This window comes from cf. Phormidesmis sp. LEGE 11477 (genome assembly GCF_015207105.1).
Classification (GTDB): Bacteria; Cyanobacteriota; Cyanobacteriia; order Phormidesmidales; family Phormidesmidaceae; genus Phormidesmis.
In genome coordinates this window covers 38,462-51,980 of record NZ_JADEXO010000012.1, presented here as the reverse complement: position 1 = coordinate 51,980, position 13,519 = coordinate 38,462, and the positions used below count along the sequence as shown (strand labels likewise).

The following is a 13,519-nucleotide window of genomic DNA, read 5'->3' as shown; positions in this document are numbered from 1 at the left end:
ATACAGTTGCGATCGCACCAAGGGAAACCACTACTCACTCAATAGCCAACCCTAGCCTGTGCTGAGCATTCCAATCTTTTAGCCAAATAAGCTCATCTTCAAGCAAAGCGTGATCGTGAGCTAGTAGCGATCACTAAGAAGACACGGGCTTATTTGGCTCAAGAGGCTGGGGAGAGCGATCGCGAGTATGGATCTCGGGTATTGCGATCGCACTTCTCAGACAAGTTCTCGCAGGCGATTCGTGATTTTGTCGGCGTGATCTTTAATAACGGCGTGCGGCTGGTGGACGTGCCGGGTGAGATTCGGCAGCACTGGGTGAACCTAGATGGCAATGGTAGTAATGGCGATCGCCTGTGTGCGAGTTTGGCGCTGCAAAGCTTGCGCCGGGGCCATAGCTTTGTGCTTTGTGGACAAAGTGATCAGGCTATAAAAGTAGGTAATCGTTCACCAGTTAATCCAGCTACCTGTCGGCCTCTCTTCACTATTAGTTTTGCCGCTAGTTTTATGAGTACTTTGGCCTGCTTGAGAACGTCGCTTGAGGGTAGGACGGTTCTCTAATAGCGACTGGTAGTTAGGGGTAGTGGCCCAGCGATTGATTTCTCTAGCACGCAAAACAGGTACCGGATGACTGAGTTCATCTGTTTTCATTCGTTTGAGCAGCTCACCCATTTCGTTATCACTGATGGCATCATACGATTCGGCCTGCGCCAGAAAAGCATCTAGATTGAGCTGCGGTGAAAGCGTCGGTGACCCCCCAGATAGCTTCATTAGCACGGCGGCAACGGTTCGAGCATCTTGAGTGGCGAGTAGAGCAGCGCGATCGCAGGTAAACTCGGCGCAGCGAACCCATTCCATGATCCTAGACTGCCAGTTTTGAACCAAAACTGCACCAAAAGGGAGCTGACTAGTCGCCAAAGTCAGCAAGTTGGCTAGCGTTAGATAAACGCCGTGGTCGCATTTTAGATGGCCTAGTTCGTGGCCGATAACAGCTTGAAGCTCTGCGGGATTGAGCAGTTCAACCAAGGAAGTGTGAACAACGATGAAAGGTTGCCTGCCTCGCATCGCAAAGGTGTAGGCGTTCGGAACCGGGTGCTGTTTGATATAGAGCTGGGGAACGTCTAGATCCAAGATTTGGCAGGCTTCAACCAATAGTTGATAAATATCAGGGAGCTGTTTAGGTCCAACCAGTACACTTGCAGCAATATTTTCTAGATAGAAAAACTGTTCACCCATAGGCCCTAGCAGGCTACGAATAGCAATGTCTATACCCGGTATCTGCTTAAGCGCCTCGGTCGCTCGCTGATCGAGCGGATGGCGAAAATGACTAGCGTTGAGGCCAAGTAGACGAGCTTTGGAGGAAAACTGAGAGAGAGTCATGTGAAGTCAAGCTTAGGGCTGGTTTTGTAGGCACTAAGAAATCGCTGATATTAGAGTCTGCCGCTAGTATAGCGATTTCCCCAGCATCAGCGATTATCAGCCATTCGATGGCCATTATGTAGATAGCTGTCGAGTCAATAGACGATCAGATCCTACAAGAGCCGCTATTCAAGAAAGACCACCTCAAAAAGGCATCCCTTGTATGGCACTTACTTTGCGATATTGGCGGCTACCGGGCTGTACTGGTGACTGGACTAGCAACGGCTAACGGTTCAGGGGTAGGCTGGGCAGCCGTATCGGCTTCGGCAGCAGGGATGCGTCGTAAGCGCGCCCCAACGTTACGGAGCTTCTCCTCAAATCTTTCGTAGCCGCGATCTAGATGGTGTAATCCGTAGAGTGTGGTTTTACCCTTGGCTGCTAGACCGGCGATCGCCAGCGCAGCAGAAGCTCGTAAATCGCTACCCGTCACGGGTGCGCCCGATAGATAAGAGACCCCTCTAATGATCGCACAGTCACCTTTGACCTTGATATCTGCGCCCATCCGATTGAATTCAGCCACATGCTGCAGCCGGTTTTCAAACACAGTTTCTGTGACCATACTGTTACCTGCCGCTAAGGTCAGCAGCGCCATGAACTGAGCCTGCATATCTGTCGGAAAGCCTGGATAGGGCAGCGTTTGAATATCTGTCGGGGCAATCTGCTCCCCAGGAGAAATGCGAATAATGTTATTAGCTTCGATCTCAATTTTGGAGCCGGTTTCTTTTAGCTTCGATAGCAGCGGCGATAGGTGGTTTGGATCGACAGGGCCGACTGTGATTTCTGAACGAGTGATGGCACCAGCGACTAAGAAAGTGCCTGCTTCAATGCGGTCTGGGATGATGCTGTAGTCGGTAGCATGCAGGCTAGGCACACCCGTGATTGTGATTGTGTTTGTCCCAGCACCAGCAATCTTTGCCCCCATAGCACGGCAGAAATTAGCAAGATCGACGACTTCTGGCTCCTGCGCCGCATTCTCGATTACCGTTTCGCCTTCAGCTAGTGTCGCTGCCATCATCAAGGTTTCTGTCGCACCGACGCTGGGATAGTCTAGGTGGATTTTGGCCCCTTTAAGCTTGCCGCTAGCACCCGGAACATAAGCATGGACGACACCGTGATCCATATGAACATGTGCGCCGAGCGCCTGCAGTCCACGAATGTGAAGGGCAACCGGACGAGCGCCAATGGCACAGCCGCCAGGTAGCGGCACGCGAGCGACACCTAAACGAGCCAGCAACGGACCAATCACAAAAAAGCTAGCACGCAGCTTGCTAACAATGTCGTAGGGCGCTTTGGAATGGCTGATATGGCTACCGTCAATATCTAAGGTATCGCCAGCACGATCTACTTTGAGCCCAAGGGCTTCTAAGACGCTAGCCATTCGACCAATATCCATCAGGTCAGGAATATTGCGAATACGACAGGTTTGTGAGCATAGAAGTGTGCCACCCAACACCACTAAAGCAGAGTTTTTTGCGCCGCTGACCGGAATATGACCACTCAACTTGGCATTGCCCCAAATCTCGATAACAGACTCTGATACGGGCTCTGATGCAGACTCAGCAGATTGGCCGTTGATCGACAGGTTAGAGGTGATGATAGGATTGCCCTCCATAAAAAGTAAAAAAAGTTGATTAGGATAATTTGGTATGGATTCTACCCGAAACTCTTCATCTTCTCTTGGTTAATTTGGAATTTTGCCAAGTGTGTACCAAGAATCATACGTTTACAGGGGACAATGAACCGTCAACTGTCCGTCCGTCTCCGAAGATTTAAAGAGCAAAGAGAAGCATAAAAAGAGTTTGGTTGTTGACGGATGGACCGCACTGCTAGATTATTGTTAATCGCAGCTATGCAGCGACTGCTGATACTTTCTATGCTTAATTCATAGGGTGTCTGGCTTTCTTTGTGCGGGACTGGCGGAATTGGTAGACGCGCTAGATTCAGATTCTAGTGTTCGCAAGGACTTCCGGGTTCAAGTCCCGGGTTCCGCATAGATTTGTTTTAATAACAAATTTTTTCTAAGTAACGGGCTCCTTGGTTCTACCGGCTAGGGAGCTTTTTAATAGCTATTGCTTCTATGCTTACCAGCTTGCAAAATCAAACGGTCAAACAGCTTCGCAAGCTTCAGCAGCCGAAGGAACGTAAAAAGCAAGCGGTGCTGCTGTTAGAAGGCACTAATCTGGTTGAAGCCGCTTGCGATGTTCGCTACCCGTTGCAAACGCTCTGTTTCACCGAAGCATGGCGCTCACGGTATCAAACGCTATCTGAGCAGGCGATCGCACTCTCGTCGCAAGTAGAACTAGTCTCGCCAGAAGTCCTGAGTGCTATTGCTAGTACCGTGACTCCCGATGGTGTAGTGGCGATCGCACCTCGACGCAACGTTTGGGAAGCTGAATCAGGCCGGCCAAAAGACAGCGTCAGCCTAGGCGTGGTCCTTGAAACGCTTCAAGATCCGGGCAATCTCGGCACAATCATTCGCACCGCAGCAGGGGCAGGCAGCGACGGCCTCTGGCTCAGTCACGATAGCGTTGACTTGAGCCATCCAAAGGTACTAAGAGCTTCGGTAGGTCAGTGGTTTCGGATGCCGATGGCAACTGTAAACGCCGTCAAACAGGCTAAAACGCTGCGCGAACAGGGCTTGCAGGTCGTCGCAACCGCAGCAACGGCTGAGCTGAACTACTGGCAGCTAGATCTGCGTCAGCCTACCGTCTTTTTGATGGGAAACGAGGGAGCAGGGCTTTCGCCTGAGATCATGGCTAGCGCATCGGTGTCAGTAAAGATTCCAGTCATGCCAACGGTAGAGTCTCTGAACGTGGCAGTTTCGACAGCGTTGCTGCTGTATGAGGCAAAACGCCAGAGAGCAAGCTGAGAAAGCAAAGTCGAGAAGTTATAGATAACCGAAGAAAACCGAAGTTGTCCAAAGTCACCTTTTCGGTTGAGAATAATACTGAACATAAGGAGAGCGCAGTGGATTCAGCATTTGACTACGACTTGGTAATTATTGGTGCGGGTGTAGGCGGGCACGGAGCGGCGCTACATGCGGTGCAGCGCGGACTCAAGACAGCCATTGTCGAAGCAGGTGATATGGGTGGTACCTGCGTAAACCGAGGCTGTATTCCGTCTAAAGCGCTACTGGCAGCTTCAGGTAAAGTGCGCGAGATGCGTGACGAGCAGCATCTGAAGGCCATGGGCATCAGCCTGTCGGGTGTTGGCTTTGACCGCGAAAAGATTTCTAATCACGCCAAAAACTTAGTTGGCAAGATTCAAGGCGATCTAACGGGTAGTCTCACTCGGTTGGGCGTAGATATCATTCGAGGCTGGGGCAAAATTGCCAGCACTCAAAAAGTCTCTATTGAAGATGAAAGCGGTAAGCGCACGATTACCGCCAAAGATATTATTTTGTCTCCTGGCTCAGTACCGTTTGTGCCCAGAGGCATTGAAACAGACGGTAAGACGGTGTACACCAGCGATGAAGCAGTGCGATTGGACTGGCTGCCTGATTGGGTGGCTATCATCGGCAGCGGCTATATCGGTCTAGAATTTTCGGACGTTTATACAGCGCTTGGATCTGAGGTCACCATGATCGAGGCGCTAGACCAGCTCATGCCGACATTCGATCCCGATATCGCTAAGCAGGCTGAGCGCGTGCTAATCAAGCCACGTGATATAGAGACTCGTGTGGGCTTGTTGGCCAAGAAGATTACGCCGGGCGCGCCAGTTGTGATCGAGCTAGCCGATCCCAAGACTATGGAGACTGTAGATACCCTAGAAGTCGATGCTTGCTTGGTAGCGACGGGCCGGATTCCAGCGACCAAGAATCTGGACTTAAACATGGTGGCTGTAGAAACAGACAGGCGTGGCTTCATTCCAGTTGACGATCGTTTAGCTGTCCTACGTGATGGCAAACCCGTGCCTCATCTGTATGCGATCGGCGATGCCAACGGCAAGATGATGCTGGCCCACTCTGCTTCGGCTCAAGGGATTGTGGCGGTCGATAATATTTGTGGTGAGTCTCGCACGGTAGATTACAATGCCATCCCAGCAGCGGCCTTTACCCACCCAGAGGTGAGCTTTGTCGGTCTGACTGAGCCTGCGGCTAAGACAAAAGCGAAAGAAGAAGGCTATGAAGTGGCGTCGGTTCGCAGCTATTTCAAGGCAAATTCCAAGGCGCTAGCAGAAGGCGAGACTGAAGGACTAGCCAAGGTGATCTACCGGAAGGACACAGGTGAGGTGATGGGAGCTCATATCATCGGCTTACATGCGGCGGACCTGATTCAGGAGGCGGCCAATGCGATCGCCCAAAAACAGTCCGTCACCGAGCTATCCAAATTTGTCCACACGCACCCGACCCTATCCGAGGTACTCGATGAAGCGTACAAGCGAGCAAAGGTAACCGCGTAAGCAAGCCGCATCGTTCACAGATCCTGATTCCACTTCTATTTCATCATTCATGAAAATCCGCCGTCGCCCCCCTAGCACTCCAATTTCTGTCAGGCATCTCGAATACAAAATCGAGATGCCTGATGCTGAGCCGCGCAACATTCTTGAGAAAATTGTGTGGCACAAAGAAACCGAAGTTACTCGGCTGCGAGAGAAGTTGCCCTTAGCTGGATTGCAGCGTCAGGTACAGGGGCTACCAGCGACTAAAGGGTTTATCAAGGCGCTGCGTGAACGAGCGGCAAAGGAAAGTCCGGCTTTGATTGCAGAAGTTAAAAAGGCATCGCCAAGCAAAGGCACTATCCGAGAAGATTTTGATCCAGTTGAGATTGCCAAAAGCTATCAGTCTGGCGGCGCGACCTGTCTGTCTGTTTTGACCGACAGCAAGTTTTTCCAGGGCAGCTTTACCTATCTCAGTCAGATTCGTCAGGCCGTAGACTTGCCGCTTTTATGCAAAGAATTTGTGATCTATCCCTACCAGATTTATCAGGCTCGGCTAGCTGGCGCTGATGCAATCCTGCTGATTGCGGCGATTTTGACTGATAAAGATATTGGTTACTTCACTAAGATTGCCAAAGTTTTAGGGCTAGACGCTTTGGTCGAAACCCATACCGTTGAAGAGTTTGAGCGCGTCGCTGCGATTGATGGTGTTGAGCTAGTGGGGATCAACAACCGCAATTTGGAAGACTTTACGGTGAGTTTGGAGACGACTCGGCAGGTCGTAGAGAAGTTTGGAGATGCGATCGCGCAAAAGCAGCTCTTCCTAGTTAGCGAATCCGGCATCCACACCTTCGAGGATGTTAACACCGTCACAACCGCTGGTGCGAAAGCAATTCTCGTCGGCGAATCGTTGATGAAACAGCCCGACCCCGGCGCAGCTATCGGCAAATTGCTCTCTGCATAAGCGTTTATACGGGTCTATACTAAGAAATGTATAGCCAGCATTAGAGATTGTATGAGTCGCAAGAAAGCCATCATTATTGGTTCCGGGATCGGTGGACTATCCTTAGGCATTCGTCTACAAAGCCTAGGATTCGAGACCACCATCTTTGAAAAGCTAGACGCACCGGGCGGCAGAGCATACGTTCGCAGGGCGCAAGGCTTCACTTTTGATATGGGACCAACCGTACTCACGGTTCCACACTTTATTGAAGAGCTATTTTCTTTGGAAAAAGGTGCGGCGGCTCTAGGCGAACCCGACTTTCCTGAAGAAATTATGGACCCGAAAGACCGGATTCGCTCTGGTGTTAGCGGTGGCCCCAATACTTCTAAGTACGTGAAAATCGTTCCTGTTTTGCCGTTCTATCGCATCTACTTTGATGACGGCACCTATTTTGACTACGACGGAGATCCTGAAAATACGCTGCGTCAGATTGAAGCGATTGAACCTGATGACTTAGAAGGCTATGCGCGGTTTCACGATGCGGCTAAAGCTATTTTTGATCGCGGCTTTATCGAACTGGGCTATACCTATTTTGGCAATGTCGTAGACATGCTGAAAGTCGCACCCGATTTGGTAAAGCTAGACGCGATTCGACCGCTGTTCTCTTTTGTAAAAGACTATTTCAAAAGCGATAAGCTGCGGCAGGTTTTTAGCTTTGAGCCTTTGCTAGTGGGCGGCAGTCCGCTGACCGTGCCCGCTATCTACGCGATGATTCACTTCGTCGAAAAAACCTGGGGTATTCACTTTGCCATGGGAGGCACGGGCGAGCTGGTTCAAGGCTTTGTTCGCAAGTTTGAGGAGCTAGGCGGCACTATCCGATACAACAGCGAAGTTGCCAAGATCGATGTTGAAGGTTCACTGCTATTCGGCAAGAAAACAGCCAAAGGAATTGAGCTGGCAGACGGTAGCTACCATGCCGCTGATTTGGTGGCTTCTAACGGCGACTATGCCAACACCTACATGAAGCTAATCGATCCGAAGTATCGCTTTATCAACCAAGACCTCAAAGTAAAGCTGACCCGCCAGTCGATGTCAGTACTGGTTATCTACTTTGGCTTCAAAGCAGACGCATCAGAAGAATTGGACCTGCGCCATCACAACATTATTCTGGGCCCCCGCTACGAAGAACTGCTCAAAGAAATCTTTGACCAAAAAGTACTAAGCCCAGATTTCTCACAGTATCTGCATATTCCATCGATTACCGATCCCAGCATGGCACCGCCCGGACATCACGCTGCCTACACACTCGTCCCGGTGCCGAACAATGGTGGCGATATCAACTGGGATATAGAAGGGCCAAAACTGACTGATAGGGTTCTCACCTTTCTAGAAGAGCGTGGCTACATTCCTAAGCTTAAAGAGCGTCTGGTCTACCAAAGCCACATCACGCCTGACTACTTTGAAGGAACGCTTAATAGCTATCTGGGTAATGCCTTTGGCGTAGAACCTGTACTGGTGCAAAGTGCATTTTTCCGCCCTCACAACCAAAGCGAGGACATCCAAAATCTCTATTTGGTCGGGGCGAATACCCAGCCTGGTGGCGGCACGCCTTCTGTAATGATGTGCGCCAAGATGACCGCTCGGGTGATCGCGAAGAACTTCAACATTCCTTCTGAAGTTGTTAATGGCATTGCCGAAAAGAAGGAAGTGGCTGCGGTCTAAAAACTTCCCCTAGTGGCCCCTTCTAGGTACCTACTTAGCTAGATACCTGCTTTAAAAACAAGTCTGATGTAACTCTCTTGTATGCTCCCAAAAGAAGACCTGCTTAAGCACTCTGAAAATAAAGAGACGCTCTCTCACATAATTGACCAGGCAGAACAAGCGATCCGTACTTGGGAGCCTGTGGCTACCGACTTTCTTTCTCCCCCTGAGCTATTTGAGGCGCAGGCAGCTTTTAGTCGGCTGAGTGATGTGCATGTGATCGCCCACGGTGGCTATCCCCAAGCAGAACGTCAGCGGCTAGTGATGGCCCGCGCTGAACTACCGCTAGAAGAAACGTCCGTACCCCTAGCAGCCGTCAGTATTGCAGGCAACTTTTTGTTTGACACAGCTACCCATCGAGACTTCCTGGGGTCTTTACTAGGAACAGGTCTAGTGCGGGCGAAGGTCGGTGACATTATCGTATTGGGCGAGCGGGGCGCACAGGCAATTGTGGTTCCCGAGCTAGTGGAATTCTTGACGACGAGTCTGACTCAGGTGCGATCGGTTCCAGTGAAGACACAGCCGATAGAACTCAGCGAATTGCGGGTGCGCGAGCCAAAGAAAAAAGAGATGACTACCGTAGAGGCTTCGATGCGTTTAGATGCGCTAGCGTCGGCTGGATTCGGTATGTCGCGCAGCAAGATGGCTGACATGATCGCAGGCGGCGATGTGCGGGTGAACTGGAAGCCAGTGACGCAGGCGAGCCGCACATTGCAATCGGGTGATCTAGTTGCGATTAGAGGCAAAGGACGATTAGAAATTGGCGAGATGTCTGTGACGAAAAAGCAGCGGTATCGAGTGCAGCTAACTCGGCTAGTGTGATCGCCACACCGCTAAACGCGCAACATCGATGTCATAAGACATTTTTGTTTAATTAAAATTGACATTTCGTAGCATTCTCTCCCTAAAGCAGCAGAACCAGATGGACGGGGTATGGCAATATATAGGCTGTTTGCCAACTGGTTCACGGGCTATCGAGTTCATGGGCAACTGGTTCGTAATTGGGTTGGCGAGAAATGGAGTTAACAATGGAATCTGTCGAGGCCATTTATCAATACATCTGGCTGATACCCGTACTGCCGCTTTTGGGTGCGACTATTGTCGGCGCAGGACTAATCAGCTATAACGAAGCGACCAACAAACTTAGACAGCCAGTCGCTGCTTTCATTGTCAGCCTGATCGGGGCGGCAATGACACTTTCTATCATGGTGCTAGTTAGCCAATGGCAAGGCCATGCACCCTATACCTATTTAATTGAATGGGCCTCTGCTGGAGATTTCCAGATCAACATGGGCTTTACCATCGATCACATCACTGCGGTCATGCTGGTGATTGTAACCACCGTAGCCTTTTTGGTGATGATATACACCGACGGCTACATGGCCCACGATCCGAGCTACGTACGGTTTTATGCTTATCTAAGTCTGTTTAGCTCGTCTATGCTCGGCCTAGTGATTAGCCCGAACCTGCTACAGGTTTATGTTTTCTGGGAGCTGGTAGGTATGTGTTCATATCTGCTGATTGGCTATTGGTATGACCGAGACGGGGCGGCTGATGCCTGTCAAAAGGCATTTGTTACTAACCGCGTGGGCGACTTTGGCCTGCTGCTTGGCATTCTGGGTCTGTTCTGGGCGACTGGAACGTTTGAATTTGAGCTGATGGGCGATCGCCTTACAGAACTGGTCAACGTCGGCACTATCTCAGGCGGTTTAGCGGCTCTCTTCGCAATTTTGGTCTTTATGGGCCCAGTCGCCAAGTCAGCGCAGTTTCCTCTCCACGTCTGGCTACCGGATGCGATGGAAGGGCCAACCCCTATTTCTGCCCTGATTCATGCGGCGACCATGGTGGCAGCGGGCGTCTTCCTGATTGCTCGGATGTATCCGGTTTTTGAGCACATTCCAACTGTCATGAGCGTGATTGCTTGGACAGGTACAATTACCGCCTTCTTAGGTGCCTCAATTGCGATCACTCAGAACGATATTAAGAAAGGGCTAGCTTTTTCTACCATGTCTCAACTGGGCTACATGGTGATGGCTATGGGCGTAGGCGCTTATAGTGCTGGCCTGTTTCACCTGATGACTCATGCTTATTTCAAGGCGATGCTGTTCCTTGGATCGGGCTCAGTCATTCACGGCATGGAAGAAGTGGTAGGCCATGATCCTGCCTTAGCTCAAGACATGCGTTTGATGGGTGGCCTAAGAAAGTACATGCCGATCACGGCGATTACTTTCTTGATTGGTACTTTGGCAATCTCCGGCTTGCCGCCGTTTGCAGGTTTTTGGTCAAAAGACGAGATTCTAGGCTCTGTCTTTGAAGTGAACCCCGTGATGTGGGCGGTCGGCTGGCTAACGGCTGGTATCACTGCGTTCTATATGTTCCGCATGTACTTCTCTACCTTTGAAGGTGAGTTCAAGGGGAACGATATGGGGTTGCGTAAGCAGGTGAAAATCCAGTCTCTGCAGATGGCAGGCGCATCGCTTGGGCCTGGGGCAATGAGTGCTCAGGAACTAGAAGTTGAGACTGCTGCCGATCATGGTGATGATCACTCGCATGCTGAAGAGCCGCATGAGTCGGCTTTGAGTATGACCTTTCCGTTGATGATGCTGGCGATTCCGTCTGTGTTAATTGGTTTAGTCGGAACGCCATTTGCTAATTACTTTGAGGCGTTCATACATCCACCGGGCGAGGCGCTGACGGTAGCTGAGCTAGCTGAAGAAGTGGATATGAGTGAGTTCGTGCGGATGGCTGGGCTATCTGTTGCTATCTCGGTTGCGGGAATCGTGTTGGCAGTGCTGATGTACCGTGCTAACAAAATTGATGCGGGTGCGATCGCCAATAAGATCAAACCTCTCTACAATCTCTCTCTCAACAAGTGGTACATCGACGATATCTACCGCGAAGTCTTTGTCAAAGGAACACGTCGCTTGGCCAAGAGCGTTCTGAACGTCGATATCAAAATTGTCGACGGTATTGTCAACCTCACTGGCTTCGTTACCCTAGTTACAGGTGAAGGACTGAAATACTTTGAGAATGGCCGTGCCCAGTTCTATGCACTGATCGTCTTTGGCGCAGTGCTAGGTCTGGTCTTTATCTCCGGGCTAGGATAAAAGGTATAGCGATTTTCTGGTGCATTTCCTTGTTGCATCACTAGTGCATTAGAGAGGGCATTAGAGAAATGCAAAGTCGCTTCAGGGACCAAGGCTATAGGCCGTTAGGAGGCATAGGGCAACTTCGTCCCCTCTTAACGGCCTATCTTTTTAAGCCACCTTTAAGAAAAGCTAACAGCTTTGATCTAAAATCGATTTTTCTACCTAGAGTGTATAAGGCCCGATAGCTTATCTCGCTTGCAGATTTCAATTTTGTTATGGATCAATTCCCCTGGCTGTCAACCATTGTCTTCTTTCCATTTTTGGCGGCGCTGCTGATTCCCCTCATTCCTGACGAAAAGGGGCGCACTGTTCGGTGGTACGCCTTGGTAGTCGGTCTGATTGATATCGCACTGATTGTCTACGCTTTTGTCAATCATTACGATATCAACAGCGCGGGTATGCAGCTATACGAAAGCTACGCCTGGGTACCTCAGCTTGACCTACGCTGGTCTGTCGGTGTCGATGGGCTTTCAATGCCCCTAGTGCTACTGACTGGCTTTATTACGACTTTGGCGATTCTGGCTTCCTGGCCGGTCACTTTCAAGCCCAAGCTGTTCTACTTTTTGCTGCTGTCTATGTACGCTGGCCAGATTGGTGTCTTTGTCGTACAAGATATGCTGCTGTTCTTCCTAATGTGGGAGCTAGAACTGCTGCCTGTTTACCTGCTGCTTTCTATCTGGGGCGGCAAGAAGCGGCTATACGCAGCGACCAAGTTTATTCTCTACACCGCTGGCGGTTCGCTGTTCATTTTGCTAGCAGCGCTAGGGATGGCCTTCTATGGCGATACTATTAGCTTCGACATGCAAACGCTGGCAGCGAAGGAATTTCCGCTGAGGCTACAGCTATTTCTATACTCTGGCTTCCTGATTGCCTACGCGGTCAAGCTACCGATTATTCCTTTCCATACCTGGCTGCCGGATGCTCACGGTGAGGCAACTGCGCCTGTACATATGTTGCTAGCTGGCATCCTGTTGAAGATGGGTGGCTATGCAATCATTCGCATGAACGTCGAGATGCTGCCGGATGCTCATGCGGTCATTGCCCCAGGCCTAGTGATCTTTGGCGTGGTGAACATTATCTACGCGGCGCTGACCTCGTTCGCCCAGAACAATCTAAAGCGAAAAATTGCCTACTCATCGATCTCCCACATGGGATTTGTGATGATTGGGATCGGTTCGTTTACGAACTTGGGTCTAAGCGGCGCGGTCTTGCAGATGGTCTCTCACGGTCTGATCGGTGCCAGTCTGTTTTTCCTAGTGGGCGCTACCTATGACCGGACCCATACGCTGATTCTCGATGAGATGGGCGGCGTCGGTCGCAAAATGCCGAAGATCTTCGCGATGTTCACGACTTGCTCGATGGCGTCTCTGGCGCTGCCGGGAATGAGCGGCTTCGTTGCTGAGCTGATGGTTTTTGTCGGTTTTGCGAATAGCGATGCCTACGGCTTTAACTTTAAGCTGATTGTGGTGATGCTAATGGCAGTCGGTGTGATTTTGACGCCTCTATATCTGCTGTCTATGCTGCGCGATATTTTCTACGGCCCTGAGAATAAGGAACTGATTGAAAACGAAGTGCTAATTGACGCAGAGCCGCGCGAAGTGTTTGTGATCACTTGTTTGCTGATTCCTATTATCGGATTTGGGCTGTATCCCAAAGGCTTGACCCAGCTCTATGATGCAAAGACCGTTCAAATTACAGAGCGGATTCGGACAGAGATGTTTGCGATCGCGCAAGACAAAAATCCACCGCTGCCAATTGCGACAACGCCCTTGCTCAATGCGCCGCTACTAGGCACACCCGATTTGACCAATCAGCCGTAAATTCAATTTTGATGTTATTGACTATCCCCTCGATCCGCCCGAGGGGATTTTTT

At 50.5% G+C, this 13,519-nt stretch carries 10 protein-coding genes and 1 tRNA gene; 9 read left to right on the top strand and 2 right to left on the bottom strand.

Annotated elements, in window-relative coordinates:
• The first annotated feature begins 153 nt into the window (after nt 1–153).
• Nucleotides 154–558 (top strand): hypothetical protein, encoded by a 405-nt coding sequence (locus IQ256_RS06070; RefSeq protein ID WP_193854652.1) that lies wholly within the window; start codon nt 154–156, stop codon nt 556–558.
• On the opposite strand, the gene IQ256_RS06065 is transcribed toward IQ256_RS06070, so the two are convergent.
• Nucleotides 445–1,377, bottom strand: coding sequence for a M48 family metallopeptidase (locus tag IQ256_RS06065; RefSeq protein ID WP_193854651.1), 933 nt, complete (start codon nt 1,375–1,377; stop codon nt 445–447). The genes IQ256_RS06070 and IQ256_RS06065 overlap by 114 nt on opposite strands.
• A 229-nt stretch (nt 1,378–1,606) precedes the next feature.
• Nucleotides 1,607–3,028: a UDP-N-acetylglucosamine 1-carboxyvinyltransferase gene (gene murA / locus IQ256_RS06060; protein ID WP_193854650.1), complete on the bottom strand. Its 1,422-nt coding sequence runs from the start codon at nt 3,026–3,028 to the stop codon at nt 1,607–1,609.
• A gap of 295 nt (nt 3,029–3,323) precedes the next feature.
• On the opposite strand from murA, the gene IQ256_RS06055 reads away from it, so the two are divergent.
• From IQ256_RS06055 to IQ256_RS06020, 8 genes are all read left to right on the top strand, one after another.
• Nucleotides 3,324–3,407: transfer RNA gene (locus tag IQ256_RS06055), tRNA-Leu, on the top strand.
• Between the two features lie 86 nt (nt 3,408–3,493).
• The gene (locus IQ256_RS06050) at nt 3,494–4,285 is read left to right on the top strand and encodes an RNA methyltransferase (RefSeq protein ID WP_193854649.1); all 792 of its coding nucleotides are present in this window, start codon (nt 3,494–3,496) and stop codon (nt 4,283–4,285) included.
• A 98-nt stretch (nt 4,286–4,383) separates the two neighbouring features.
• A complete protein-coding gene (lpdA, locus tag IQ256_RS06045) occupies nt 4,384–5,817 on the top strand; it encodes a dihydrolipoyl dehydrogenase (protein WP_193854648.1) in 1,434 nt (477 codons plus the stop codon).
• A 49-nt stretch (nt 5,818–5,866) separates the two neighbouring features.
• Nucleotides 5,867–6,757: an indole-3-glycerol phosphate synthase TrpC gene (gene trpC, locus IQ256_RS06040; RefSeq protein ID WP_193854647.1), complete on the top strand. Its 891-nt coding sequence runs from the start codon at nt 5,867–5,869 to the stop codon at nt 6,755–6,757.
• A gap of 51 nt (nt 6,758–6,808) precedes the next feature.
• On the top strand, nt 6,809–8,458 hold the full coding sequence (gene crtI, locus IQ256_RS06035) for a phytoene desaturase family protein (RefSeq protein WP_193854646.1): 1,650 nt from the start codon (nt 6,809–6,811) through the stop codon (nt 8,456–8,458).
• Between the two features lie 81 nt (nt 8,459–8,539).
• A complete protein-coding gene (locus IQ256_RS06030) occupies nt 8,540–9,319 on the top strand; it encodes a photosystem II S4 domain protein (protein WP_193854645.1) in 780 nt (259 codons plus the stop codon).
• Between the two features lie 206 nt (nt 9,320–9,525).
• Nucleotides 9,526–11,604, top strand: a complete 2,079-nt coding sequence (locus tag IQ256_RS06025; protein ID WP_193854644.1) for an NAD(P)H-quinone oxidoreductase subunit 5 — start codon at nt 9,526–9,528, stop codon at nt 11,602–11,604.
• 257 nt (nt 11,605–11,861) lie between these two features.
• Nucleotides 11,862–13,466, top strand: a complete 1,605-nt coding sequence (locus IQ256_RS06020; RefSeq protein WP_193854643.1) for an NAD(P)H-quinone oxidoreductase subunit 4 — start codon at nt 11,862–11,864, stop codon at nt 13,464–13,466.
• Nucleotides 13,467–13,519: the final 53 nt, after the last annotated feature.